This window comes from Fibrobacter sp. UWB13 (assembly GCF_900177805.1).
Classification (GTDB): domain Bacteria; phylum Fibrobacterota; class Fibrobacteria; order Fibrobacterales; family Fibrobacteraceae; genus Fibrobacter.
Genome location: NZ_FXAX01000003.1, coordinates 35,010 through 60,644, shown reverse-complemented (window position 1 = coordinate 60,644; position 25,635 = coordinate 35,010). Strand labels below are relative to the sequence as shown.

The following is a 25,635-nucleotide window of genomic DNA, read 5'->3' as shown; positions in this document are numbered from 1 at the left end:
TTTTTGAAAAATACGGTTTTATATTTTTTAATATGAAACCGATTGTCGAATATACCGATTTCCGCATGTTCATGCGAGATTACTACGAGGAACGCAAGCGCTGTTCCGCGTTCTCCTGGAGAGAATTCTCCAAGAACGCAGGATTCAGTTCTCCCTCGTACATGAAGGTTGTTTGCGACGGTAAAAGCAAGTTGAGCCGTATCGGTGTAGAACGCACGGGTGCCGCCATGGGACTTGCTGGTTTCGAGATGGATTATTTCAGGGCGATGGTCAAGTTCGGCCAAGCCGAGACGGAAGAAAGTAAAAAAGCCGCCTACGAAGAAATGCTTTCCATCGCAAAGACGTACAAAGTCCGCACGATTGAAGGCGAGTTTTTCAAGTACTACGATACTTGGCACAACTCGGTTGTCAGGGAACTTGCCCCGATTATGCCGGGCGCCACTCCGGGCGAAATGGCGAAGATGTGTTATCCGCAAATTTCTGCTGCGGAAGTTCGCGATTCCCTTGATTTCCTCACGAAATCGGGACTCCTGAAAAAAGACGAAGACAATTTTGTCCAGTCCGAAACATCGATTAAGGGCACGACGGATGCAACGCGACTTGCCATGAGAAATATGCACCGCCAAATGTCCAGACTTGCGACTTCGGCGCTTGAACTCCCGAAGGAAATTCGTAATTTTAGTGGAGTGACCATGGGGCTTTCGCGCGAGTCGTTCCACAAAATCGAATGTGTACTGAATGAATGCCGTCGCCAGATTATTGCCATCGCCGCCGAAGAAAAGAATATTGAACAAGTTTATCGCTTGAATTTGCAGTTATTCCCCCTGACGAAAAACGTGAAGGAGAACGAAAATGAAGAAGTGTAGTTTGTATGAATATATAACGCTCATGGTAATCTTTTCGCTGAGCTTCTTTGTAGGGTGTTCTTCGGATAAAATTGCAGGTACGTCCGAAGAGACGAATGAATTTGCCTATAAAGTTTCGTCGAGCTCCGAAGAGGAATCGTCGAGTTCTTCTGCAAAATCGTCTAGCAGTTCGAAGGCCGTATCCAGCAGCTCGCACGCCATTTCGAGCAGTTCTGCAAAATCGAGCAGCTCTTATGTGGAGTCCTCGAATAGTACGCCTCCTGGAGCCACAAGTTCTTCTACTGGTGTTGATGTGAATAATAATTCCAGTAGTTCCGAAAAACCAAATGAAGGTACTGCAAAGCCAGATATTTCGTTGGATTATTATTTGAAATTGCTCAATCAAGAATCGGATGCGTTTGATAGTGGCGTCATGGCGACATCGATTGATCTAAACATAGATGGCGATCCGCAAAATCCGAACCCGCCGATGACGACCGAATTTGATACGCCTTGGCCGCACAAAATTGTAAAGCAGAATGTCGAATTGCTGCAAGAATATTTCCCGATGGCGTTCACGATGTATCCTCAAATCATCAGTGCGATAAAGAACGAAACTTTGGACGAAAATTGTGGACTTTATATGTTCAATGTGTATAGCGATGGATTGACTGCCGCCTATATCGTTGCTGAAATTACCGAGAATGCCATCAAGGTGCTTGATATTCCGGCTCACGAATGTAAGGCGCTGTCTTTAACTCAAATGTCTAGGTTCCTGTTCTACTACTGTGGCGAACTCAATAGCCATGCCGAAGCGGAACATATAAAAGTTGATGCGGATTTGTCTGGTAATTGCCCGATTATTAAAACGGGTAATGAATGGGTGAAATTATAAATTAAGGAGAAAACATCATGAAAAAGAATCATTATGTCAAGGCGATGAGCCTTGCCGTTGTGGCGGCTACCTCTTTCGCAGTCGTTGCATGCGATAACGATACTCTCAGCGGTCCTGATTTCAACGCAGGAAATGGTGGAACTTCCTCGGCAGTTGAACAGCCTGCTCCGCAGTCCTCTAGCTCAGAGGTTGCTGTAAGCTCTTCATCCGATATCCCGCTCAGCTCGCAGTGTGCTGCACTGCTTCCTGAGTGCGGTTACACAGTCGAACAGCTTTGCGAATTTGGCGAGACCCGATTCTGCGTGAGCAGTTCTTCGTCTGTTGAATTGAACAGTTCCAGTTCTGTTGTTGCAAGTTCTTCTTCTGTGAAAAACAGCAGTTCTTCATTTTCTCAAAAGCCGTTGAGCTCTAGCTCCGTTGAAACGTGTCCGAATGGTCATTGGACGACTCACTGTAACGGGATTTGGGCTCAGGAGCCGGTTTGCTGCGAAGAGAAAACCGTGGAAACGTGCAGGCACATCACGGATTACGATGGCATGACCGAAAAGGGTAACTGCGTGGATCAAAACGGCCGCACCGCTGTTGACTGCGTGACAGGTGCAAATTATGAATGCCAAAACAACAATTGGCAGCCGGTGACTTGCTTGAATGTCAAACCGGATGAATGCAAGCCGGGGATGGGTGGCTGTGGCTACCGTCTCTGCCAACCGGATGGCATCAAGGAAATTGCCGATTGTGGAAGTGGTGCCATTTACGTTTGCAACGGTGAAACGTGGGAAGTCAAGGCTACTGACGACAATAAACTCTGCGCTCAGGGCAAACTCGAATATTGCGAAGCTTGCTTTAAAGAAGGTGTCTTCAATGGTCATTACAAGTGCGAAGGTGGCAAGTGGAGAGAGTACGGCATGGGCGATGAAATCTGCGAGCACATCACTGATATCAAATGCGATGGTAATAGGCCTGGTTGCGGTTTTTGCGGTGTAGAAAAAAGATTTGCATTTGATTGCGAAACAGGTGAGGAATTTGTGTGTGATCAGGGATACTGGTCTTTGAATGTCAAGGATTGCGAACCGGGAATGGATGGATGCGCGGTTCCTGTATGCAACGCACTTGCTCCTGAATGCGGCTATAGCGAATACGAACTTTGCAATAAGTATGGCATCGATAGATACTGCAATGACAAGTGGCTGAGCGAACCTTGCGACGGTTCTGAATCTAGCAGAGACCTCCGCATCGTGGAATCCAATAATAGTTTCAGAATCGAAAACTACATCTGCGTCAATAACAAGTGGGTGGAACGCTTCAAGTATTACGAATGCGGTGAAGAAGTCGATTGCGACCGCCCGTCTCTGCGTTGCCCGTCAAGCCCTGTAATCGGAACCGCTTGCGAAAACGAAGGCGAGCCTAGCGATATCGATGGCTGCGTGTTCCTTTGCAGCGCGGGTCACTTCCTCTACGCTCCGCCGCCAGCGTGGTGATAAGCTAAAAATTGATCAAAAAAAAGCGGCGCCATTCGGCGTCGCTTTTGTGTGGGTTGGTAAAATTCAAATCTTTGGTCTTAAAATTTAGGACCTTTAGGGAAAGGGATGTGTTCGTTTGGACGTGGAACATCGAACGGCGGGTTTTCTGGGTGCTGTTTTTCCCATTCGTCGCGATTCTTTTCGATTTGCCCTTTTTCTTTGTTGATAATATTTTCTTTCGCGATATTCTTGTTTTCGTTTAGCGCGTTGTTGCTCGTTTTTTGCAAGTTGATGTCTTGCTGGATATCCTTGATTTCGGCATGGGCATTTGCCTTGATGTCCGAGAGAATTTGTTGCCGTGCTTGCTTGCGTTCTTCACGTAAGCGTTGCCAGTCTTCTTTCTGTTTCTGTCCAAGATCAGGAACGTCTTGCGAAATTTCAGACCTTTCTGCAGGCGTCGCGATATCGGATTCCGGTTGAGCAAACGGAACCGCCACGAATATCGAGCTAGTCAAAAGTGCAATAAGTATGTTTGCGTTTCTCATAGCGTTAACCTTGAAAAGACTCGGAAAAAAGAGGGCGACGGATGCTCCCGTCGCCCAGATTTTTAGGAGGAAAGTCCTTATTCAACCTGTGCTACGGTCTTTTCTTCTTTTACAGTTTCTTTTTCTGCCTTCTGGGCTTCACGTTCTGCTTTCTGTGCTTCGCGTTCAGCCTTTTTAGCTTCCATTTCAGCCTTGCGAGCTTCACGTTCAGCCTTCAAAGCTTCTTCGCGTTCTGCGCGCTGTGCTTCGAGCTCAGCACGCTTGGCTTCCATTTCGGCCTTCTTAGCTTCGCGTTCAGCCTTCAAAGCTTCTTCGCGTTCTGCACGCTGTGCTTCGAGTTCAGCACGCTTGGCTTCCATTTCGGCCTTCTTAGCTTCGCGTTCAGCCTTCAAAGCTTCTTCGCGTTCTGCGCGCTGTGCTTCGAGTTCAGCACGCTTTGCTTCCATTTCGGCCTTCTTGGCTTCGCGTTCTGCCTTGCGGGCTTCTTCGCGTTCTGCGCGCTGTGCTTCGAGTTCAGCACGCTTTGCTTCCATTTCGGCCTTCTTGGCTTCGCGTTCTGCCTTGCGGGCTTCTTCGCGTTCTGCGCGCTGTGCTTCGAGTTCAGCACGCTTTGCTTCCATTTCGGCCTTCTTGGCTTCGCGTTCTGCCTTGCGGGCTTCTTCGCGTTCAGCACGCTTAGCTTCTTCTTCGGCGCGCTTGGCTTCCATTTCGGCCTTCTTAGCTTCGCGTTCAGCTTTCAAAGCTTCTTCACGTTCAGCACGCTTTGCTTCTTCTTCAGCCTTCTTAGCTTCACGTTCGGCCTTCTTGGCTTCGAGTTCAGCCTTGTGAGCTTCGCGTTCGGCCTGGAGTTCTTCTTCCGTCTTCGGGGTCGGCGGTTCGATTTCCGGCTTCGGCGGCTTCGGAGCTTCTACCTTAGCTTCGTCCTTTTCGAGCTTGATCTTGTCGAGGAGACCCTTGCGAGCTTCCTTGCTTTCTTCGCGCATCTTTTTGAAGTCTGCCTTGTCGACAACTTCGGATTGGACTTCTGCTGAAATTTCAGCGGTAATTTCGGCCTTGACGCTCTTCATGTCAGAGGCATCGCTCTTGGCAGATGCATTGGCAAAAAAGGCAAGCGTAGAAATTGTGAGGATTGCGATGAATTTTGATTTCATGATTCTTCCTATGGTTGTGGGTGGATTTTTTGTTTTCACCCTGTATTTAGCAAGAACCGTGCCAATTTTGGAAATGTGGCGAAATTGCGTAAATTTCGATGTTTTTGTTCGAAAAGTCTTTTTTGCTGGTCTTAAAACCCATGAAAAAACGAGGTAATTCGCCTCAGTGGGGATAAAAGTTCCGAAAATTTATTTGGTTGTTGGTTTTTGGTCAATGGTTCTTAGATTATAAACCAATAACTAATGACCAATGACTAAAGGCCTCCGCCTTGCTTTTGCGTTCGCAATTTTGTACATTGACTTCGCAACTTATTATATCGTTTCTTAGATCCTTAATATTATCCCGGGCAGGGGCCGCAATTGTAGCGCCAAAGAGCGTTCGCATTGAAAAAGCGGGCATGCGCATTTTAGGAGAATCGTATGCTTCTAAGGATCTTGGGAATTTTCCTTTTGATATTGTTGTTGTCTTCGTCGCTGGCGGGCGCTTCGTCTTCGGTTGCGCGTTCTGTTAGTACGCCGAAAACGTTCTTGAGGTCTGCTCGGACTTCATCGGGGGCGGTTACGCTTGATTTTGCGGATGTCGCGCTCTCGGAGGTGGCACGGACGCTTTCGCTTGCGTATGGGACTTCCATTTTGACGGATGATGCGGGCGATGTGCGCGTGACGTTTCACTTGGAGGGGGTTAGCCTTTTCGAAGGGCTGACTTCGCTTTGCGCTGCGCATGGGCTAGATGTGGTGCTGGAGGGGCGTGTGTACCATATTCGACGATCGCGTGTGCAAAATGGTTCGATTGCGCTCTCGGATTCAGGTGTAGTCGTTGATGTCAAAAACATGAACGTGCGCGAGTTCGTGAAGGAATTTGGGCTGAACACGGGCGTGAATGTGCTTGCGGATTACAACGTGGATGGTGTGGTGAGTGGGAATCTGAGGGGAATGGTTCCGGAAATGGCGTTTCGCGTGCTGATGGAATCTAACGGGTTTAAGGTACGCGGGGAGCGCGGGTGTTTGCGGGTTTCTCGTGCAAAAGCGGGGATCGGCGGGAAAGCTCTGAACGGTTCGCCGGATGGCGCGGAAGTTTCTGTGGAACGTGCGGGAGACCTTTATTCGGTGGATTTGCAGTCGGCTTCGCTCAAATCGGTGCTTAAGGCAATTGCTGAAGAAGCGGGGCTCAATTTGGCGGTTTATGGCGACTTGAATGAAACCGTGCAGATGTCGTTCAAGGATGTTTCGTTGCCGGAACTTTTAGCGTCACTTTTTCGCGGAAGTGCGTTCACGTTTCGGCTAGATTCGTCGTCGCTTTGGGTCTCGGAAGAAGGGGCGAAAGCGCTTGCCGATGTACAGGTATTCCCGCTAAAGCATGTGTCGCCTGAGAAGGCTATGGCGCTGCTTTCGAAGTTTATGAAAGGATCGGAACTGAATGTTTCGGAATATCGCGAGCAGAATTCACTGGTGCTTGGAGGTTCGCCGCGAGCGATTGCGCGTGCTGCGGAGCTCTTGAAAATGGTCGATGTGCCCCAAATGCAGGTGACGCTTGCGTGTGTGATTGTGGAGTTTCGCAAGGGACGTGGTTTTGCGATTGGTGTGCGGAGTGGGGCAACGCGAAATGTGGGAGAGCGCGATATTCAGGTACGCGGATTCTTTGATTTCTTGGGCAAGGATATTTCTAAATCGGGAGCTTTCGGAAAAATCGGGATTTTGCCGGACCGCTTTGAGCTGGAGCTTTCGTCGATGGAAGAGAATAATGAGGCGAAGGTTCTTGCGCGCCCGCGTGTGACAACACTGAACGGCAATAAGGCGGAACTCAACGTGACGAATACGGTCTATTATCTTGTCAGTCAAGTTTCTGCAGATGGGTACCCGATTACGGATTACCGCTCGTTTAACGATGGTATTTCGCTGGAACTCACGCCTACGATGACGCAAGATGGTTTGATAACGTTGTCTGTGTCGCCGGAAATCAAGACGGCGGGCAGGAGCACTGGCGATGGGCCGCGAGACATCAGTTCCCGGAACATGAAGACAACTGTGGTGTTGCGTGATGGCGAAACTTTGTGCTTGGGCGGGCTCATTCGCAAGAACAAGACGGAGGTGCGTTCGGCGGTGCCGTTCTTGGGGAGTATTCCGATTCTTGGGCGGTTATTCAGTTACACCTCCGAAGAAGAGGACGAAAGTGAACTCGCGATTTTCATTACGCCAACAGTTGAAGTTAAACGATAAATGTTTTTTTCTTCGTCATCCTGAGCGAAGAACCGCAGGTTCGAAGTCGAAGGACCCAGTGAAGTCTAGTAAACGAAATAAAAAAATGGAGGGTAAATTTTTGTTTTGGAAAAAAAGAATCACGCCAGTTGCAGCTCGGATGATGACGTGGGAGGTAACGACGTCTTTTGACGGGACTCTCACGGAAACGGAATTGCGCAAGCGATTTGACGAAGATTTTAGAGATGTATTTAATGCCGGTTTTGCAGATGGCGAGTGCGCGGTTTTCTTTTGGCCGCTAGTTTCGTTCAATGCATCGGATGGACGCAAGCATCGCTATCTCGTGGCTGTGGCGGAAGAACCTTTGGAAAATTACCGAAAAACGTTTGACCGTTGCTTGCCAAAACAAATCGCGTTGTATGCAATCGCTGATAAAATATTGCGAGGCGAATGGGATGGTGAGAATTGCTTGAAGTGTGATGAAGCGTGCACGGAGTGTGACGGTGAATGTGCTGAGCTCAATAATGACTGCGCGGAGGTTGCGGATAATGGAAATTTGTTGTTTGTCGCGCTTTGGGAACATTGCCTGTACATTCTCGTTTTTATGGAAGGCCGTTTATGCCATTGGTCAGAAGAATACGGCTACGGAGAAACGTTTGATGATGCTTGCCGTGAGCGGGTGGCGCACTTTAAGGAATTCTTGAAAGCCGATGAACTGTTTGCGAAAATGAATGACGTGGGGGAGTTTGTTGTTTGCTGTGTGAAAGTTGGGACTGTCGAGGAATCGCTGCATGTGAAAGATCTCTTTCAAGTGGCTGCACGCGATCCATTTTGGTGTGGCAAGGATTTAGACGAGTGCGATTCAATGAAACCTTGCGAACGTAGGCGTTGGATAATGAGTGCCGTAGCTTTGTTTGTTTGTTGTGCGTGTGTTTTTGCAATGTGCGGCGGTTCTTTGAATTTGTTATATGCAAAGTTTTTTGACAATGAACTGTTTGATTTAATTGTTGATGCTGCGCCAGTTGAATTAAGTCAGCCTGCCGCTCGCGATTTGGAAATGCTTGCGTGGGCGGAAGGGCATCGCGATTTGCTCCCTGCAAAATGGACTCTCGGACGTGCGGGTTTTGTGGACGGTGTCGCATCTAGAAGTTGGCGAACTTCACGAGGAACCTGTGATTCGTCGGAATTCAGTTTGCTTGGAATTGTGGGCGGGCGAGTGGCGCTTGTGAAAACATCCGCAGGTGAAACGAAAACGCTCTCAGTCGGTGATTCGCTTTCTCGATACCGCGTGAAGCGAATTGGAATGAACGATGTTGTGATGCGTTGTGGTCGCAAGGAGGTTCGTTATGCGGTCAAAACGCGGTAACGTTCTTCCGCTTGTGTTGGGACTGCTGCTTGTGCTTTCTATTCTCGTGACAGCCATGCTTCGCATGCCGGGGGCGCTTCGCCGAAGCGTATCGCTTGTTGCAAAAGAAACTCAGGAAATGTATTTCGCGGAATCTGCGGTGCTCGCGAAACTGAATGGCTTTCCGGACGGCTATTTTGCGGAGCTTCCGATTGTCGGATCTCGGATTCTTGGGCCATGGACCGAATGGAGTGTTCGCGATAAATTCCAGTTCATGCTGGGGAGTGAATACGGGCGATTCTCGACTTCGGAATGGGTGCGTTGCGCCGTGGTGCTGGAGCAGAATTTGCATGAACGCATTTTGCATTCGGATGGCTTGAAAAACTTGTCGGGGAATCGTCGCTTTTTTAAGCTGGATTCTTCGGATGGGCTTTCTGCGGAACGCTCGATGGCGATAAACGTGAGCGCTGGCGATTTGACGCTCGACCTCGGTGATTTTTCAGTTCGTTCTTTTATGGCAAATGTCGAGGGCGATGTCAAGATTCGCGGGAATGTTCACTTTGATACACTTCGAATTTATGCAACCGGTTCTGTGAGCGTTCAAGGAAATGTAGCCGCTGACTTTGCTGAAATCTTTGGGATTGCTGGCGTGACTGTTTCAGGGAATGTTTCGCTTGCGGGGGCGCTCCTCTCAAAACAGAATGTTGAAATTTCTGACCGTGCACAAATGAAATTTCCGAGTGTGGCGCTTGCGGTAGGTTACCGCAATAATCGATTGTCGCTCCTTGAAAAGTCTGCATTCGAGGGCTTGGCGGTGGCTCCGTCCGGAACTGTTGAGCGAGATTCTTCGGCAAAGCTTCTCGATTCAACTCAGGCGCTTTTGCCATTTTGTATGGACTCTCGCAATCTCGTATTTTCCCGGAGGCGCTTGTGATGCACTCTCGTCATGGCTTTACTTTGCCCGAAGTTTGCGTGGCGTTGGCCGTTTTTCTTGTTGGAACAACGGCGCTCCTTGGCGGTTGGAACTTCTTCAATCGCGAAGTGGCTGACGAGCGGATGCGCTTGGATGAGTTCTATGATGTGCTAGAAACAATGGAATCGTTGGTTGCGGCGCGTCCGGATTGCGCGGACTCTCTGTCGGTCCGCCTCACTCGTGTTCCTGGCAGTCCGCATTTGGCGTGGGCTGTTGTTGCGAGTGAACATTATTCTCTCAAACGCCTCGTGCGTTGTCGATGAGAATCGGAGGCGTTTTTCTTTGCGAATGAATCTAGCTGAGCCTAAAACTTCTCGTCACGGCTTTACTCTCTTGGAAATGCTTATCGCCATGACTGTGGCCGCGATCCTTACAACCGTCTCGTTGAACGTCTATTCGATGTTCCATCATGGCGTTGTTGCAATTTCGGACAACTATGTCCACTTTGCGACCGGGAAAGCTCAAGAACTCCGTTGCCGCACCCGCTTTGTGCGTGGCCTCCCGCCTTGCGATACCCCCTCGGACGAATCTCGAGCATTCCGTGGTGCCATTCGCGCGCGATTCTAGAAATAACAGTGACTAATGACCAACAACTAAAGCAACGAAAAAAGCCCCGCGCTTGCGGGGCCTCTTGAATCACCTTAACATCTAGTCTTGCTGTCTGCGACTTCCCGTCGCATCTTGCGTAAACTATAGTTTAGTTCGTTGCCTGTTCTTCGACGCATTCGGAGCACTTAATGGCCTTGCGAACTTCGAAAATGTTGCTGATGTAATGCATAAAGCTAAGCACGCTCACCGAGAGGAATCCGATTGCATAAAGGGCAAGGAACGGTCCGATGATGTACTTGCTGGCGTTGATGTATTCGAGCAAACCGAAAATGCAGTAGACGCCGACGAGGAGTTCGATAAGTGCCATCCACGGGAACTTTTGTGCGTAATGGCTCTTGGCCTTCTTCTTGGCGCCACCGTTCTTCGGGGTACGAACGAAGCTGCCCTTTGTACCGAGAACTGCGGCGAACACTGCGCGGGAGTTGCTGACTGCGATGCCAACGCCGAGGGCCATCAAGATGGGGAGCGAGAGCAAGCGGATCTTCCAACCGGTGTAGCCGGAGCAACGCTGGGCGACAAAGTAAAGAACAGAAGGCGCGATTGCGGCGAGGAAGATGAATGCGAAACCAACCGTGTATGCCCAAGTGGGGAGGTGTCCGACCGGTTCAAAGAACGCGAGCAACGGCCAAGCGCAGAGTGCTGTGAACAACATGCAGGGGTGGATCGAGTAGTGCGTCGTGTGGAGGATGGCGCCAATCTTCACGCGGAGCGGAACCTTGGAGCGCAAAACCTTCGGCAAAATCTTGATAGCGGTCTGGATGGAACCCTTTGCCCAACGGAACTGCTGAGCCTTGAAAGCGTTGATGTCGTTCGGGAGTTCAGCCGGAACAATCACGTCGAACACAAACTTCATCTTCCAACCAGCAAGCTGGGAACGGTAAGAAAGGTCCATGTCTTCGGTCAGCGTATCGCCTTCCCAGCCGCCACCACCGTAAATAGCGTCCTTGCGCCAGACACCGGCGGTACCGTTGAAGTTCATAAAGAGTTTGCCCCAGCTACGTGCGGACTGTTCCACCACGAAGTGGCCGTCGATACCGATAGACTGGGCGAGCGTAAGACCGGATTCGGTGCGGTTCAAGTGACCCCAGCGACCTTGGACAAGGCCGACCTGCGGATCCATGACCAAGTACGGAACGGTCTTCAGGAGGAAGTCTTTTTCAGGAACGAAGTCGGCATCGAAGATGGCGAGGAATTCACCCTTTGCGACTGCCATGCCTTCCTTGAGAGCGCCAGCCTTGAAGTCCTTGCGGTTCGTGCGGTGGATGAGCTTGATGTCATAACCGCGGGCGGCGAGTTCAGCAACTTTCTTCTTGGTAACTTCGTAGCACTCGTCCGTGGAGTCGTCCAAGACCTGGATTTCGTGCTTGTCCTTGGGGTAGTCGATGGCGCAGACGGCTTCGAGGAGACGTTCAACGCAGTTGGCTTCGTTAAAAACCGGGAGCTGGGTCGTGACCTGCGGGAGGTCTGCGAGCGAATGTTCACGGTAGTACTTCAAGATCGCTTTGCGGTCTGAAAGTCGCGTCTTGCGGCTGTTCTTGAGGAACAGGTAGATGCTATAGTAGCAACTGAACCCGTAAATCACCAATCCCACGCCTGCGATAACGTAGACGACGAACATTGCGTATAGTAGTATAGTACTCATTCTACTGTAACCTTTGCATTTATTGAATGCTTGGGGCCAAATATAGAAACGCAATGTGACCTTTGCTACATTTTTCAGGAATTTTGGCCCATTTTTTGCTTTGGAAAGTGTATTTTTACATAGGTATGATTAGACTTTTTTACAATGGCGAAATATGCAAAAAATGGCAGATGAACGCAAGAAAAATTTAACATCTCCAATCGCTCGCTGGATAGATGCGAACCGCGAAACCGCAGGTTTTACAGAATCTTTACGTAAATTGTTAATGTATGCGTGTGTGGAATGGATCCGTCGCGGAACATCGGCACTCCTTACCCCCGAAGAGGCTCTATCTAAAATAGTATGTTGCGGACTTTCGGAGTTTCCGGTGGGGGAATGGGCTGAAAATCCCGAAAAATACACCGACGAAATCGCCGATTTCTGCGAAAAAGTGAAAATTTTGCCGTTGCCAGCCGCCCTCCAGGGCGAAATTCCCTCCCTTTTGGACCTCCGTGGCGTAAAATGCCCCCTCAATTCTGTCCGTTCGCGAATCGTCATGTCCGGTTATCCGGCAGGCCGAACGCTCAAAATCTGGCTCGATGAGGGTTCCCCGATCGAAAATGTGCCCGGATCGCTCATTGCCGACGGCCATAAAGTGCTTTCACGCGAAAAAAAAGGCAATTATTGGGAAATCTCTGTGGTCAAATCGGATTCTAAAGTATAGATTGTTTATGTGGAAAACAGAGTATTAGTTATAGGCGATGAATTATTTGGGCCAAAGGGCGAAGCAGCAAACCGTTTTGTGGAAGCCGTGCTGTGCCGGGAACCTAGCCGACCTATACAGTTTTCCGTAAATGTGCCTGTTGCGGTCTCGTTATCGCAAATCAAAGCGCGTCTTTCTTCCGATGTCATTGGTAAAAATGCCGGCCGCATTATCATGGGGCTTGGGTTGCGTGAACTGAACCACGGTGGTACCGATGGCGCCTCAATAGCCTCGCTTTACGAAACGCTCGTGAACGAACTCGTGAACAAGACGCAGTCGCGACTTTTTTTGCTTACGATTCCCCCGGAAATGTTCCCGATTGCGGTAAGCGAGGTGGAATATTTAAATACTATGATTCGCGAAGTCTGTGCGGCGAATGCCCCGCGCGTAACACTCCTCGATTTTGCTGAATTTGCCGAGACGTTCAAGGAAAAACAGATGGAACGCGGCAAATTCGGGCGCTCCCTCTTTATGGAAGACGGCTCAGCCACGTCGCTTTGCTGCATGCTTTTAGCGCTATATTTGCAGGATAAACTTGTAGAAGATTTAAAGGAGATGTAATTATGGGTCTTTTTGACAATCGTTTTGCTAGTAAAAATGCGGCTATGAGCCGTGCTTTCTCCATTGATTCCGAAAAGGACAAGCAGAAGCGCAATTCTCCCCGCGAACCTGCCGCCCCCAAGATGGGCATCTGCGACAAGTGCCACAAGGAAGCCTTGCTGCGCTCTTACCGCACCCGTGAAATGTCCATGTCCGACGGAGCCGCAAGTTTTGGGACCGTGGTCAAGCACCTCTGCGAAGATTGTGCTCCGCGCTCCAAGCGCTTCGAGGACGCAAACGTGCCTGCGATGGACAAAAAGCAAGTCAAGAACCTGATGCGCTCTGCAAAGAAGGGCTTGCTGTAGTAAAAACAAGCTGAAATTAGAGCTTTGAACTTTAAAGGGATATGTCCGCGCGAAGGCGGGCGTATCCATTAATATTTGATTATATGACAATTGCTGTTTGTCGAAAATCGCCCGCTAGCGTCTCGATTGAACGTCTTTGACTTTGAATCTTTTGCGGTGCGCAATCGGTGAATTGTTTGCGTCTGATTCCCCTGAATAACGGTGTATTCGCCTACTGCAGAAAGCTTGGGTACGTAATCGCAATGTGTATTTTCGTCCCATACGTTGTAATATAATGCAGAGTAGTTTTTGACGTAAAGCGTATCACCGATATTTAACTCAAGATCGCTTGGGTAGAGAATCCATGTTGAGTCTGCGACCTTTGACATAAGGGTTTCTTTTTCGGAATGAATTTTAAAATTGTGTAGTACTGCTCGAGCTCCGCGACTTGTTTTTGCGGATTCACTTTGAGAGTTTTTTACGGTAACGTTGCAACCGGGAATTGCTTTCATGCAAATTGGATCCGTACTGAGGTCAATATTCGTTTCAGCGACAATGCCTGAAATATCTACGGTGTTGCCCAAATTAGGGAATGAGGGCATGTCTGTGTTTTCGGTAGGCAATTCATTCTGAATCTGCATTCCTTTGGGAGTGCTGCTGATTTTGCAGGACTGAGCCATAGCTTCGCCCAAAGCAATAAGAATGAGTATAAAGGAAATTTTTTTCATACATATAATGTATTTTTAATTGAGATAAAGTTCAAAATGTTCAATTTGTGTTTTGGGTAAATTATAATAAATTGCGAAAATTTTACACAAAAAATGTGGGCCAAACGGGCGTCAAAAGCGTGTTAATATAAAGGACGGGGAGCAATTTTTCGTCTATGCCCCGACATTATCGGGAATTTAACAACGGAAAAATATGGAAAACAATAATAACATTGCTGTAGCCCATTGGGGTAAAACTATTAGCGAGGCTAGAACTTATGAGGAATACAAAGGAGCAGGTGTCTTTGCTGACCTTCTTACGGACAGGACTTTCAAGAAAGCCTTCAATCCTGATACCAAGAATAAGGTTTGTCTGATTGCGCTCTTGAATGCTGTGCTTGAAGGAGAAATATCATCGCCAATTGTGGATGTACAGTCCCGTGACAAGGAATTCAATGACGGGTCGAACGAAAACCGGACAACAGTCTTTGACTTGTACTGCATCGATTCGGCGCAACGACGCTTTATCATCGAAGTGCAGCTCCTCATGCAAGAAAACATTGTCAACCGAGCGATTTATTACGCATCGCAGACGGTCATTGCGCAGGGCGAGCGTGGACAAAAGTACAATTACGAGCTGAAGCCGGTTGTTACAGTAGTTTTTATGGAATTCAACGTATTTGTCGATGACCGCTACATCCGCCGAGCCAAGCTCCGTGAAATCAATGGGGCTAGCGTTAGCGAAGTTCTTTCATTCGCATTTGTGGAACTCCCGAAGTTCAACAAACCTCTGGACCAGCTTGAAACAACGCTAGACAGGGGGCTTTACGCGCTTAAGAACATGAAAAACATGACGCAGATGCCCAAGCTGTATGCCAATACGGCGTTTGAGCTCTTGTTTTCGAGTGCGTTTTTGGCTAAATTATCGAAAGAGGAACAGAAAATGATTGACGAAGCGCAGAAAGCCAAATGGGATGAATATGCAATCAACAAGGCCGCCCTTGATCGAGGCCGTAATCAAAAGGCTCGCGAAGTGGCAAAAGATTTGCTTATTGAAGGTGATTCTGTAGAAAAGGTCGTACGCGTTTCAAAGCTTTCTGAAGCTGATGTCTTAGCGATTAAAGCGGAAATCGATCAAAAGTAATTAATGCTCTAGGCATTAAAAAAGCCAATGACAGTAAAAATAATCCGAGGTCAATCAAAGACCTCGGATGTTTTTTTATCGAAAAAGAGGGAAAACGGAAAAAATCGAGGACTGCTGTAAAATATATTTTATAAAAAAATCTTACCCCCCTTAACGAAATTGGGGTAAATTCCTAAATTTGGGTCTCGAATTTAATATGGAGACCTTCAATGTCTGATATTCACGCCAAGGAATCCGTCAAGCAGTATTTGACAGGCGTCGTTTCGACAATCACCCCGGAAATCGTTCGTAGCTTCAAGCGCGGCTACACTCGCAAGGATTTCACTAGCGACTTGATGTCGGGCTTGATCGTCGGCATTTTGGCTCTCCCGTTGGCGATTGCGTTTGCTATCGCTTCTGGCGTGGGTCCGGAACAGGGCCTTTACACCGCCATTATCGCTGGCTTCATCATCTCGCTGTTGGGCGGTTCCCGCTTCCAGATTGGCGGCCCGACGGGCGCATTCATCGTGATCGTTTACGGCATCGTGAGCCAGTACGGTTATGATGGCCTTGCTTCGGCAACGCTCTTGGCCGGTATCTTCCTCGTCATTTTCGGTCTTGCTAAGTTCGGCGCGATTATCAAGTTCATCCCGTATCCGGTGACGGTCGGATTTACGGCGGGTATCGCTATTATCATTGCGCTTGGTCAGGTGCCGAACTTCTTTGGACTTACGTTTGCGGGCGCTGATCCGGCTGATGCCGTGGGCAAAATCAAGCTTTACGTTTCTTCTTTCGGTTCCATGAACGTCTACTCTGTGATTGTGGGCGTTGTCGCTCTCGCGGTCTGCATTTTGTGGCCGAAGATTACCACGAAGGTTCCGGGTTCCCTCATTGCGATTATTGTGGCGACGGTGATGGTAAAGGTCCTTGGCTGGGACGATCCGGTGAACGGTCACGGCGTGGTGACGATTGGCATGAAGAATCACATCCCAAGCGGATTCCCGGTGCCGCACCTCCCGAATATCAGCCTCGAAATGATGCAAAAGGTGTTCCAGCCGGCACTTACGATTGCTATGCTCGGTGCTATCGAATCGCTCCTTTCTGCTGTGGTGGCTGACGGTATGACGAGTACCAAGCACCGCTCCAACACGGAACTTTTCGGTCAGGGTGTCGCTAACATCTTGAGCCCGATTTTTGGCGGTATCCCGGCAACGGGTGCTATTGCCCGTACCGCAACGAACATCCGTAACGGTGCCGTGAGCCCGATTTCTGGCCTTGTTCACGCCGTCGTTCTTTTGCTCATTATGCTCGTGCTTGGCAAGTATGCCGAAATGATCCCGATGGCAGCCCTTGCTGCCGTGCTTTTCCAGGTTGCTTTCAATATGTGCGGTTATCGCAGCGTGATCAAGATGTTCAAGGCTCCGAAGAGCGACGTGACGGTGATGCTTGTTGCCTTCTTCCTCACGGTGATTATTGACCTTACGGTCGCTATCGAAGTGGGCGTGCTCCTTGCTGCCGTGCTCTTCATCAAGCGCATGAGCGATGTGGCCGAAGTCGAAGCGGTTTCTTCTGCCTTGAAGGATGACGATGACGAAGCTGCCCGCAATACTCTCGGCCGCCAGGTACCGAAGGGTGTGCTTGTGTACGAACTTGCCGGTTCGCTCTTCTTTGGTGCTGTGGACAAGTTCAAGGAAACGATGAACCGCATTTCCGAAAAGCCGAAGATCTTGATTTTGCGCATGCGTAGCGTCTCTAGCATTGACGCTGCCGGTATCAACATGATTGAAGACTTGCTCAAGCGTTGCAAGAGCGAAGGTACGCAGCTTCTCTTGAGTGGCGTGCATGCCCAGCCGGTGGTGGCTTTGACCCGTGCCGGTGTGCTTGCCCAGCTTGGCGAAGAAAACGCTCTCGGTAACATTGATGCGGCCCTCAACCGCGCCCGCGAACTTTTGGGCCTCCCGGTGATTGACACTTCGAACGAGGCTGTGGCCGCCCCGACGGTTTCTTGGGAAAAGAGCCTCGACAAGCCGTGGATGCCGGAAGAATCGAACGCTGCCGTGGCTGAAGAAACTCCGGAAGTCATTGCCGAACGCATGATGGACGAACCCATCAAGAAGATTGAAGAACGTAAGTAATAAGTTCGTACGAAATGCGTAAACTTTGTACGGATTTATTAGGTGACTTTGCTCAAATTTTCTGAAATATCGTAAATAATTTTTTAAAAAAGTCTTTTGATTTTTGAAAAAAAAAGTTAAATTAAGCTTCGTAGGAGAATCCTACGGTTTACGAGATGAGAATGGGATACTGGGAAGAAAATCAATACACGGATGAGGACCCGAAGCGCACTGCTTTTGAGGAATTCGTCGTAAATTTTGTGGTTGCCTTTAGCGGCTCCGCTCTATTGTTCCTTGTGAACATCATGTAAAACCTTTAAATTTCCCGCTTTTCGCGGGATTTTTTTATTATACCGCGCCACCGCGCGGGAATCTCCTTTAAAAAAATATTCCGACTTGGAACTTTCTTGTTTGGACTTTGCTTTTGAAAATATTTTTAGCGCAACCCAGAATTATCGGGTACATTTATAGGTGTCGGTGGTTGCCCACTGACAACGCTGGAAGAAGGGGAAGCGTTAGGGTGTTTGGTTTAGGATGTTTGGGGTGTGTGGGTACATTGCTCGTGAGTTCTGTCGCAGCTGAGGCTGCGATTCGGGAATGAAAGGTAATGAGAGTTCTCACAGCAATGTAAAAATCCGCCGGAGATTTCTCCGACGGATTTTTTTGTCCCAATTTGTCATCCTCGAAGCGAAGCGTCGGGGATCCATTATTTTTCTTTAGCGCTTGATTATAAAAATGTGCTTGTTCTTGGCGGGGCGGCCGAGCAGGTCGAAGTCCTTTGATTTTGCCGGATTCAGCCTTGGGCGACGTTTGCCAGATATAATGGCTGTGGAGTATTTTTCACTGGGGACGAAGAATATGGTGAACGTGCTTTGGTAACCTCCGAGAATCTTTTCGGTGGCAGTAAGCGTGTCGCTTCTCATTTCGTATTCGTAAGAGGCGCGAATTTCTTTTTGGGGATAAGAGTCATATTCGTAGCATTTGCTTTCGTTTGCTGAGTCACGAACGATATAGGCCCCTAGTCCTTCTTCTGTTGTATATAAAGTATCGTTGCGAATGTAAACTCTGTGTTCGTAGGAATCTTTATTCCCGCTCGCATAAAGATAAGATACGATGTAGTAAACGGAGTCTTTTGTTTCGTAAATCAGGTATTCAATGATTGGAGGATTGCCCTTGCCTTCTTGGCGGACCTTTTTGAAATCGCCCTCTTGTGTAATGGTGGTCTTGACTCCATAGGCTTCAAGAGTTAACTCTTCTGGACTTAGGACTTTGATTTCCCAATCGTCGGAGCCGTGTTCTTTGGTGTAGGTCTTGGCGCTGTCAACATGAGTGTCTGTGTAGTAATACTTGTTGTTGTCGAACTCTGTGCTATGGCTTGTGTCCGCATAATGGAGGTAAATGCTATCTACGAAGAAGTTCTTGTAAATCGCTGTTGTAGGCTCACTAGATGCTGGATATTCTTTGGCGAAAATGTCAAAGGTGGAACGGAGGCAATCGATAGCGAATGCGTTTAGTGCTCCCAAAGTAATTATAAGGATAAGTTTTTTCATATAGAAGAATATACAAAAATCTTATTTGCATAAATAAAATAAGGCGACCGAAGCCGCCTTTTTATAGTATTGTCATTCCCGCCTCCGAGCGGGAATCTCCCTCTCGTCTAAAGACTGCTCATCAGCCGCTTTTTCGCGGGGCTGTCGGGGAGCGGCAAGAATGTCTCTTGTGCGAACGAGCGCATGAGCATTTCCTGGGCTGCCTTTTTCGGGATGCCGCGGCTCACGAGGTAGAACATCTGTTCCGCATCGAGTTCGCCGACGGTGTTGCCGTGCGTGCATTCCACGTCATCGTGATAAATCTTGAGGACGGGCTTTACGGAGACGCTAGCATCTTCGCTCAAGAGGATTGTATTCACGAGCTGGCTCGAGTTGACGCCGGTGCAGTCGTAACCGACGATAACGCTTCCGTCGTAGCTTACACGTGCAGAACCCGAAAGCAGGTTGCGGGCAAGCTGTGTGCTTGTGGTGCGCGGGGCTTCGTGGTAAATTGTGAGGCGGCTGTGCTGCGAGGCTTCGCCTTCGAGAACGTGGAGGCTGCGGTAATCAAAGTTGGCGCCTTCGCCCTTGAGGTGGCATTCGACGCTCACGCGACCAATAGCTGTATCTTTGCAGATGCTGGAGAATCGAACGGTGGAGCCTGCGGCTTGCGAAATGTTGAAATGCCTAAAGCGGAGCGGCAAATCACAAGCCGGATTTGCAAAGAAAATTTCGACGTCTGCATCTTCGCCAACGTTGATGTCGAAACGTTCAGCGACAATGTCGTGCGTGACCTTGTTGTCGAGAATTTCGAGGCTCACCTTGGCGCCTTTGCCGATGTCAAGAACTGTGTGACCGAAGTCGTTGTTGCACTTGAGCATCGCCATTTCGGCTGCGCCGTTCACGATTTCGCGAACCATGGGGCGGGCGTTGTTTGCAATCGGGAGGAGGGCCGCAAAGTCGGTTTCTTGGTTGGCCGGGGTTGCTGCCGGGGAAGTCATTGGGGCTGCTGTAAAATCCGTGCCCATGAATTCCGGGGTCGGGATTTTGGCAACCGGGAAGAACGACCAAAGTTCGTTATTGCGCTTGGGCATGCCGAGTTCGCGGAGGCGTGCTATCGCCTGTTCCGCGGTGGGCAAGTTCTGTATAAATTCAGCGTTCATTATGCGTCCTCGACTTTACTTGGCTTCTTCAATCCAGTCGTAGCCTTGATCTTCGAGCTTGAGGGCGAGTTCCGGGCCACCGCTCAAGATGATTTTGCCGTGACGGAGCACGTGAACGTAAGTGGGCTTGATGTAGTCCAGCAAGCGCTGGTAATGCGTCACGAGAATCACGGCCTTTTCGGGCGACATGATGTGATTGATGCCGTTTGCCACGATGCGGAGGGCGTCAATGTCGAGGCCGGAGTCCGTTTCGTCGAGGAAGCTCACCTTCGGGTCGAGAATAGCCATCTGGAGGATTTCGTTACGCTTCTTTTCTCCACCGCTCATGCCGTCGTTCACGCCACGTTCACGATAGCGTTCGTCCATTTCGAGCAAGTTCATCTTTTCTTCGCAGAGCTTCTTGAAATCTTCGTCGCTCATTTCGGGCTGGCCGAGGAAGGCTCGCTTGCTGTTGAGCGCCATCTTCAAAAATTCGACGTTGTTCACGCCCGGAATTTCGGTCGGGTACTGCGTGCTGATGAAGAGACCGGAGTTGGCGCGTTCGTTGATTTCCATTTCGAGCAAGTTCTTGCCGTCCAGTTCTACGGAACCGCCGTCCACGCGGTAAGCGGGGTGCCCTGCAATCACTTTGGAAAGTGTGCTTTTGCCGGAGCCGTTCGGGCCCATGATGGCGTGGACTTCTCCCGGCTTGACCTCGAGATTGATCCCTTTCAGGATTTGGGTGCCGTCTTCGATACTTGCTTTAAGGTTCTTGATGGATAACATATTTCCTCTTTAATTTTAAAATCTTGTGGGCTTAGCCGAAATCGTCCATGGCTCCAAAGTCATCGTCGGGAACGTAGGGCTCATCATCAGGGACGTAAGGCTCTTCGTTCGGATCGTAAGGTGCTTCTTCGGGAGGTTCGCTCGATGCGAATTGCTCGCCATTATCGAATGGAGGCGGGGCTTCCATCTCCGGGGGCATTTCGGGTTGTGCGAACTGCGCCGGCTGTGCGTTGTTAAACTGCGGCGAACTTGGTTGTGCTGCGGTCGTGGCTTGCGGGATTGCAAACTGCGTGTTGTTGAACTGCGCGGTAGTGGATTGCGCAACGCCCGACGACAAATCTTTAATTGACGTATAAAGGTCAATGAGCGGAGCTTTGCTCTGAATTATCTGCTCGGCGAAAACGTCCGGCGTAATGGCCGAAATCTTGCGCTTCTTGGAAATCGTCTGGATGCCCTGCGTGAACTTGTTCAACTGCATACGGAGACGCATGCCCGCTTCGGAGTCGAGCGGAATGAGCTTTTTATAGCGGTCGCACAGATTGAGTGTGAGCACGGCAACCGTGTCGTAAAATTCCAGAATCTCGTTCGGCGTTTTCCACGTCTCGTCGGGGAGTTGCTCCAAGAAAAGCTGCAACTGCGGCGAAAGCGATTCGTACAATGTTCTCGGCGAGAATGTGCCCGTTTCTGCATATTGCGCGAGAATGGACTGGATAAATTCATCGATGAGCGGAGAATCAAAAATTTGGATTCCGCTTGCGGCAAAGTCCATGTCGAAATATTCTGCAGCGCGGTCGAGAAGGGTGGGGTTGCGGTAAAGAAGGTTTGCAAAGCGCACTTCAATCGGCGACAAAAGTTCCCACGGGACGCTTACTTGCGGTGCTGCGGGCTGTTCGGCGGTGGGTGCTTTTTCGCGTTTCGGGTGTGCCACCTTGATGCCTGCGAGGGAACGCGTTGTGCTGTAACGCTCTGAAACAAGCTTCAAATACTGGTTGCGGAGCTCCGGATTCTCGATGCTCTTGATAAGCGTCTTTGCTTGCGTGATGAATGCGGCTCGGTCTTCGGGACTGTTGTTCGGCATGGTTCGTCCGAGATAGCTGAGCCAGTCTTCGGCGGTGCGGAGCGCTCTTCTGAAGGCGTCCGGGCCTTGCTCGTTTACAAAGTTGTCCGGGTCAATTTTGGTGCCGTCCGGTCGCGAAAGCGCAAAGACTTTTGGCGAAAGGCCCTTGGGGAGCACAATTTCGAGACTGCGGCGCGTGGCATTTTGCCCGGCGGCATCTCCGTCAAAAACAAGGTAAGCCGTTTTCGCATAGCGGGCGAGAATGCTTGCGTGATTTTCGGTCAGCGCCGTACCCGAGGCGGCTACGACGTTTTGCACGCCGCTTTGGTAAAGGCTGATGAGGTCAAAATATCCTTCGACAATGATGACCGCATTTTCCTTCATGATGGCGTTTCGGCTGTGATTCAACCCGAAGAGAATATCGCGCTTGCTGTAAAGGGCGGTTTCCGGGCTGTTCATGTACTTGGCTAGCTTTATTCCGTTATGCGATGCGGGGTCGCTCAGGTCTCGACCGCCAAATGCGACAACGACTCCCGAAAGGTTCTGGATGGCAATCATCAAGCGGTCGCGGAACTTGTCTGCGATACCGCCGTTTTCTTTTTCAACGGCTAGCCCTGCCTTGACGCAATCGCGTGGCGAAAAACCGTTGCGTGCGGCGTAGCCAATTAAGCCTTCTCGCCCTGTTGGGGCGTAGCCGATGTGGAACTGTTTGCGCGTCTCAGGCGAAACATGACGCTTGTTCAAATACTCCAACGCCTTGGGGCTTAACGTGAGCTGTTGCTCGAACCATTCGCAGGCAAGCTCGTTCAACTTGCGGACCATCGTGCGTTCTTCGAGCACTTCGGTATTGACGTTGTTGCCGAGGTTCGGAAGTGCAAAACCCACAAAGTTTGCGACCCATTCTACAGCGCCCTTGAAGTCGAGTTTCTCGTGTTCTTGGATGAACTTGAAAACATCGCCACCTGCGCCACATGCAAAGCACTTGTAAATGCCCAGCGTGGAATTTACCGACATGGATGGGGAGTGGTCATCGTGGAATGGGCACACGCCGACGTATTTGTTGACCCCGCTTTTTTTGAGCGGCAAGAACTGCTGAATGACCAGCGCGATATCCGCCTGGTTCTTGAGTTCTTGGATGATTTCGTCGGAGTAGAAAGGCATGCGCCAAATGTAGAAATTTTTGGGGCGCGGAAACGTCGCTACATGCCTTTGGTGCGCTTTGCTTTGGTTTTTGAAATCGCTTGCTGATGTGGAAATTTTCTTATTATATTGCCATTTATAGTTTTTGTCTATTAAGATTTTATTTAAGTAAATTTAATTTGTACTTGAATAATGGTTCTAGTTGATTGTTGTTGGCTAATAGGAAAATTGTTTGGTATTCTTGTTGGACTTATTGCTTATCTCAGTGGCAATTGTAAAATTTCATTTCAAGTCAAAAAATTAGTGAAATATTTTTTCCAAAAAAGCGTGTTAATGTAATGGACAGGGAGCGGTTTTCTGTCTATGAACCCGACATTATCGGGTGTTTTAACACTGGAAAAATATGGAAAATAATATTGTGGTCGAAATAAAAAATAACCATGGTGAAATGATTGGCGAAGCTAAGACTTTCGAAGAATTCAAAGGGGCTGGCGTCTTCGCGGATCTTCTTCTCGACAGAACTTTCAAGAAGGCGTTCAATCCTGACACGCAGAATAAGGTCTGTTTGATTGCGCTTTTGAACGCCGTACTTGAAGGCGAAATAGCATCTCCGATTGTTGATGTGCAGTCCCGAAACAAGGAATACAGTGACGGTTCGAACGAAAATCGGACTTCCGTTTTCGACTTGCATTGCATCGATTCGGCACAGCGTAGGTTCATCATCGAGGTTCAGATTCTTTTTCAGGAAAACATAGTCAATCGCTCGATTTATTACGCCTCGCAGACAATCATTGCTCAGGGGCAACGCGGCAAAAAGTACAATTACGAATTGAGCCCTGTCGTTACGGTAGTGTTCATGGAATTCAATGTGTTTGCCGACGACCGCTACATCCGTCGGGCAAAACTTCGCGAAGTCAACGGCGCTAGCATCAGCGATGCTCTCAATTTTGCGTTTGTAGAACTTCCTAAGTTCAACAAGCCTTTGGACGAACTAGAAACGACGCTTGACAAGGGACTTTACGCTCTCAAGAACATGAAAAACATGACGCAGATGCCTAAGCAGTATGTGAACACGGTGTTCGAACTCTTGTTTTCGACGGCGAAATTGGCTAAATTATCGAAAGAGGAACAGAAGATGATTGACGAAGCACAGAAAGCCAAGTGGGATGAATACGCAATTCATAAAGCGGCTGTTGATAGCGGCTTGCGTCAGGGAGGCATTCTAAAAGCGCGCAAAATTGCAGAAAAAATGCTGTTGAAAAATGAACCTATTGATAAAATTATCGATTTTACTGAGCTTTCTGAAGCAGATGTTCTTGCCATTAAGGCTTCTCTCGGCCAATCGTAAATTGCTGAAGCTCTTTAGTTAAAAAGTCCGGCTTTCATGCCGGACTTTTTGCTTTCTAAACCACCGCCTTGCTTTTCCAGCGGCCGCTCTTCCAGCGCCAAATGTTTGCGAACGAACGGTAGAATTCGTCTGCAGCCATACCAAGCCAAAGGCCGGGGAGCCCAAGCCCAACGACAAATGCAAGGATAAGCGAGGTGGCAAGGCCGAGCGTCCACATCATGCCGCTACCCACGAGTGCCGGGAATTTGGAATCGCCAGCGGCACGGAGCGATGTGGTGACGATAAAGTTCACTGCTTTGAACGGTTGCACGGCGACATCGCACCAGAGGCATATTTTCCCGAGGCGGAGAACTTCTGGATTGTCGGTGTAGAGCCTGAGCAGGTGTTCGCCGAGGAGTGCTACTGCGACGGATAGCAAGAATCCGCTGATGATGCCCACGGCGAGAGTTTGGTGAACGCGGCGGTTTGCTTTGGTGTAGTCATGAGCACCGACGAGGTGCGCTACGAGAATCTGGTTGCCGCTGCCGAGGCCGACTCCGAGAATGACGGACAATGCGGCGAAGTTACCGGCGAACACGCGGGCGGTCATTGCTGTTGTGCCGATGTAGACGACCATCGCGGTAATGAACACTTGGAATAGCTGGAAGCTGATGGGTTCTGCGGCGGCGGGGAGGCCGATGCGGATCCAGTCGGGCAAAAGAACGCGGGTGCGTTTCCAGTCGCGAATTTTGCTGTGGTGGTGCACTTTGAATTTGAGCACAAGCCACAGGATTCCCGAAGAAATGAGCCAGGAAAGTGCGGTTGCGAGGGCGACGCCGTGAACGCCCATTTTAGGGAGTCCGAAATATCCTTCGAGGAATACGACGTTCAAGGCTGCGTTTGTGGCAATCGTGAGAGTGTTGCCGACAAAGTTCCAAATGGTAAGGCCGTGGGTCGCGATGAGGGCGGTCAAAATGGTTTGCAGAGCGCGGAAGGCAAACCCGAACGAAACGACGCTCAAAAATTGCGTGGCGTATGCGGCGGGGGCTTCGGTGAGTCCCATCCATTGCGGAATGTTCCCGGAAAGCGGATAAATGATGAGCGTGAGCGCGATGCCGAGAAGGATGCTCCCGAACAGGACCATTGTCTGTGTGCTGCTTGCGTGGCTGTTCTGCTTGGCGCCAATGTACTGTGAAACGATGCTTGCGCCCGATTGCGAAAATGCGTGGAGCGCTGTAAAAAGCGCCCCGAGAATCGGGAGCATGGCGCCGACGCCAGCGGCTGCGGTTTCGGAAGTGCGCGACAAAAACCAGCTGTCCATCATGGGCTGGATCATGCTCACGGCAAATGTGAGGATTAGCGGCCACGAAAGGCTGATGAGCGAACGGTCTTTGACGTCGATCTGTTTCATGTGTAAAAATCT

24 protein-coding genes are annotated in these 25,635 nt (G+C 49.5%); 15 read left to right on the top strand and 9 right to left on the bottom strand.

What is annotated here, in order from left to right:
- Positions 1-32 precede the first annotated feature (32 nt).
- From B9Y77_RS12785 to B9Y77_RS12775, 3 genes are read left to right on the top strand one after another with little or no spacing between them, the layout of a single operon-like run.
- A complete protein-coding gene (locus B9Y77_RS12785; RefSeq protein WP_085492024.1) occupies positions 33-866 on the top strand; it encodes a TIGR02147 family protein in 834 nt (277 codons plus the stop codon).
- Positions 853-1,740, top strand: a complete 888-nt coding sequence (locus B9Y77_RS12780; RefSeq protein WP_085491913.1) for a hypothetical protein — start codon at positions 853-855, stop codon at positions 1,738-1,740. Before B9Y77_RS12785 ends, B9Y77_RS12780 begins: the two co-directional genes overlap by 14 nt.
- 17 nt (positions 1,741-1,757) lie before the next feature.
- Complete coding sequence (locus tag B9Y77_RS12775) at positions 1,758-3,218, top strand: hypothetical protein (RefSeq protein ID WP_085491912.1); 1,461 nt, start codon at positions 1,758-1,760, stop codon at positions 3,216-3,218.
- A gap of 80 nt (positions 3,219-3,298) precedes the next feature.
- Here the strand turns inward: B9Y77_RS12775 and B9Y77_RS12770 are convergent, their stop codons facing one another.
- Together B9Y77_RS12770 and B9Y77_RS12765 are read right to left on the bottom strand one after the other, a co-directional pair.
- Positions 3,299-3,745 carry a hypothetical protein gene (locus tag B9Y77_RS12770; RefSeq protein WP_085491911.1) on the bottom strand — a complete coding sequence of 149 codons (447 nt, stop codon included), beginning with the start codon at positions 3,743-3,745 and terminating at the stop codon, positions 3,299-3,301.
- A 77-nt stretch (positions 3,746-3,822) separates the two neighbouring features.
- On the bottom strand, positions 3,823-4,896 hold the full coding sequence (locus B9Y77_RS12765) for a coiled-coil domain-containing protein (RefSeq protein ID WP_085491910.1): 1,074 nt from the start codon (positions 4,894-4,896) through the stop codon (positions 3,823-3,825).
- A gap of 420 nt (positions 4,897-5,316) precedes the next feature.
- Between B9Y77_RS12765 and B9Y77_RS12760 the strand changes: the two genes are divergently transcribed.
- The 5 genes from B9Y77_RS12760 (at position 5,317) to B9Y77_RS12740 (ending at position 9,977) form a co-directional block, all read left to right on the top strand.
- Complete coding sequence (locus B9Y77_RS12760; RefSeq protein WP_085491909.1) at positions 5,317-7,113, top strand: type II secretion system protein GspD; 1,797 nt, start codon at positions 5,317-5,319, stop codon at positions 7,111-7,113.
- A 100-nt stretch (positions 7,114-7,213) separates the two neighbouring features.
- Positions 7,214-8,458, top strand: coding sequence for a hypothetical protein (locus B9Y77_RS12755; RefSeq protein WP_254900032.1), 1,245 nt, complete (start codon positions 7,214-7,216; stop codon positions 8,456-8,458).
- A complete protein-coding gene (locus tag B9Y77_RS12750; RefSeq protein WP_073425064.1) occupies positions 8,439-9,371 on the top strand; it encodes a DUF4097 family beta strand repeat-containing protein in 933 nt (310 codons plus the stop codon). Before B9Y77_RS12755 ends, B9Y77_RS12750 begins: the two co-directional genes overlap by 20 nt.
- Positions 9,371-9,673, top strand: a complete 303-nt coding sequence (locus tag B9Y77_RS12745) for a prepilin-type N-terminal cleavage/methylation domain-containing protein (RefSeq protein ID WP_073425063.1) — start codon at positions 9,371-9,373, stop codon at positions 9,671-9,673. Before B9Y77_RS12750 ends, B9Y77_RS12745 begins: the two co-directional genes overlap by 1 nt.
- A 25-nt stretch (positions 9,674-9,698) precedes the next feature.
- Positions 9,699-9,977: a type II secretion system protein gene (locus B9Y77_RS12740; protein ID WP_073425062.1), complete on the top strand. Its 279-nt coding sequence runs from the start codon at positions 9,699-9,701 to the stop codon at positions 9,975-9,977.
- A gap of 130 nt (positions 9,978-10,107) precedes the next feature.
- Here the strand turns inward: B9Y77_RS12740 and B9Y77_RS12735 are convergent, their stop codons facing one another.
- Positions 10,108-11,661, bottom strand: a complete 1,554-nt coding sequence (locus tag B9Y77_RS12735) for a glycosyltransferase (RefSeq protein WP_073425061.1) — start codon at positions 11,659-11,661, stop codon at positions 10,108-10,110.
- A 154-nt stretch (positions 11,662-11,815) separates the two neighbouring features.
- Between B9Y77_RS12735 and B9Y77_RS12730 the strand changes: the two genes are divergently transcribed.
- The 3 genes from B9Y77_RS12730 (at position 11,816) to B9Y77_RS12720 (ending at position 13,308) form a co-directional block, all read left to right on the top strand.
- The gene (locus tag B9Y77_RS12730) at positions 11,816-12,364 is read left to right on the top strand and encodes a sulfurtransferase TusA family protein (protein ID WP_085491907.1); all 549 of its coding nucleotides are present in this window, start codon (positions 11,816-11,818) and stop codon (positions 12,362-12,364) included.
- A 132-nt stretch (positions 12,365-12,496) separates the two neighbouring features.
- On the top strand, positions 12,497-12,964 hold the full coding sequence (locus B9Y77_RS12725) for a hypothetical protein (protein WP_254900031.1): 468 nt from the start codon (positions 12,497-12,499) through the stop codon (positions 12,962-12,964).
- Between the two features lie 2 nt (positions 12,965-12,966).
- Complete coding sequence (locus B9Y77_RS12720; RefSeq protein ID WP_085491906.1) at positions 12,967-13,308, top strand: hypothetical protein; 342 nt, start codon at positions 12,967-12,969, stop codon at positions 13,306-13,308.
- A 68-nt stretch (positions 13,309-13,376) separates the two neighbouring features.
- Here B9Y77_RS12720 and B9Y77_RS12715 read toward each other — a convergent pair whose 3' ends face one another.
- Positions 13,377-14,015 (bottom strand): hypothetical protein, encoded by a 639-nt coding sequence (locus B9Y77_RS12715; RefSeq protein WP_085491905.1) that lies wholly within the window; start codon positions 14,013-14,015, stop codon positions 13,377-13,379.
- Positions 14,016-14,208: 193 nt separating this feature from the next.
- Between B9Y77_RS12715 and B9Y77_RS12710 the strand changes: the two genes are divergently transcribed.
- The 3 genes from B9Y77_RS12710 (at position 14,209) to B9Y77_RS16265 (ending at position 17,542) form a co-directional block, all read left to right on the top strand.
- Positions 14,209-15,138 (top strand): Rpn family recombination-promoting nuclease/putative transposase, encoded by a 930-nt coding sequence (locus B9Y77_RS12710; RefSeq protein ID WP_073425056.1) that lies wholly within the window; start codon positions 14,209-14,211, stop codon positions 15,136-15,138.
- Positions 15,139-15,347: 209 nt separating this feature from the next.
- Positions 15,348-17,252, top strand: coding sequence for a SulP family inorganic anion transporter (locus B9Y77_RS12705; RefSeq protein ID WP_085491904.1), 1,905 nt, complete (start codon positions 15,348-15,350; stop codon positions 17,250-17,252).
- Positions 17,253-17,413: 161 nt separating this feature from the next.
- Positions 17,414-17,542 (top strand): hypothetical protein, encoded by a 129-nt coding sequence (locus B9Y77_RS16265; RefSeq protein WP_012820371.1) that lies wholly within the window; start codon positions 17,414-17,416, stop codon positions 17,540-17,542.
- Positions 17,543-17,947: 405 nt separating this feature from the next.
- Here B9Y77_RS16265 and B9Y77_RS12700 read toward each other — a convergent pair whose 3' ends face one another.
- The 4 genes from B9Y77_RS12700 to dnaG form a co-directional block, all read right to left on the bottom strand.
- Complete coding sequence (locus B9Y77_RS12700) at positions 17,948-18,781, bottom strand: hypothetical protein (RefSeq protein ID WP_085491903.1); 834 nt, start codon at positions 18,779-18,781, stop codon at positions 17,948-17,950.
- A 107-nt stretch (positions 18,782-18,888) separates the two neighbouring features.
- Positions 18,889-19,923 (bottom strand): SufB/SufD family protein, encoded by a 1,035-nt coding sequence (locus tag B9Y77_RS12695; protein ID WP_085491902.1) that lies wholly within the window; start codon positions 19,921-19,923, stop codon positions 18,889-18,891.
- Between the two features lie 15 nt (positions 19,924-19,938).
- Positions 19,939-20,688, bottom strand: coding sequence for a Fe-S cluster assembly ATPase SufC (gene sufC, locus B9Y77_RS12690; protein ID WP_085491901.1), 750 nt, complete (start codon positions 20,686-20,688; stop codon positions 19,939-19,941).
- A gap of 31 nt (positions 20,689-20,719) precedes the next feature.
- Positions 20,720-22,906, bottom strand: coding sequence for a DNA primase (gene dnaG / locus B9Y77_RS12685; RefSeq protein ID WP_085491900.1), 2,187 nt, complete (start codon positions 22,904-22,906; stop codon positions 20,720-20,722).
- Between the two features lie 382 nt (positions 22,907-23,288).
- Here dnaG and B9Y77_RS12680 point away from each other — a divergent pair, with 382 nt between their 5' ends.
- Positions 23,289-24,233 (top strand): Rpn family recombination-promoting nuclease/putative transposase, encoded by a 945-nt coding sequence (locus B9Y77_RS12680; RefSeq protein ID WP_085491899.1) that lies wholly within the window; start codon positions 23,289-23,291, stop codon positions 24,231-24,233.
- A gap of 55 nt (positions 24,234-24,288) precedes the next feature.
- On the opposite strand, the gene B9Y77_RS12675 is transcribed toward B9Y77_RS12680, so the two are convergent.
- Entirely contained in the window at positions 24,289-25,623 is a 1,335-nt protein-coding gene (locus B9Y77_RS12675) for an MATE family efflux transporter (protein WP_085491898.1), read from the bottom strand.
- Positions 25,624-25,635 lie beyond the last annotated feature (12 nt).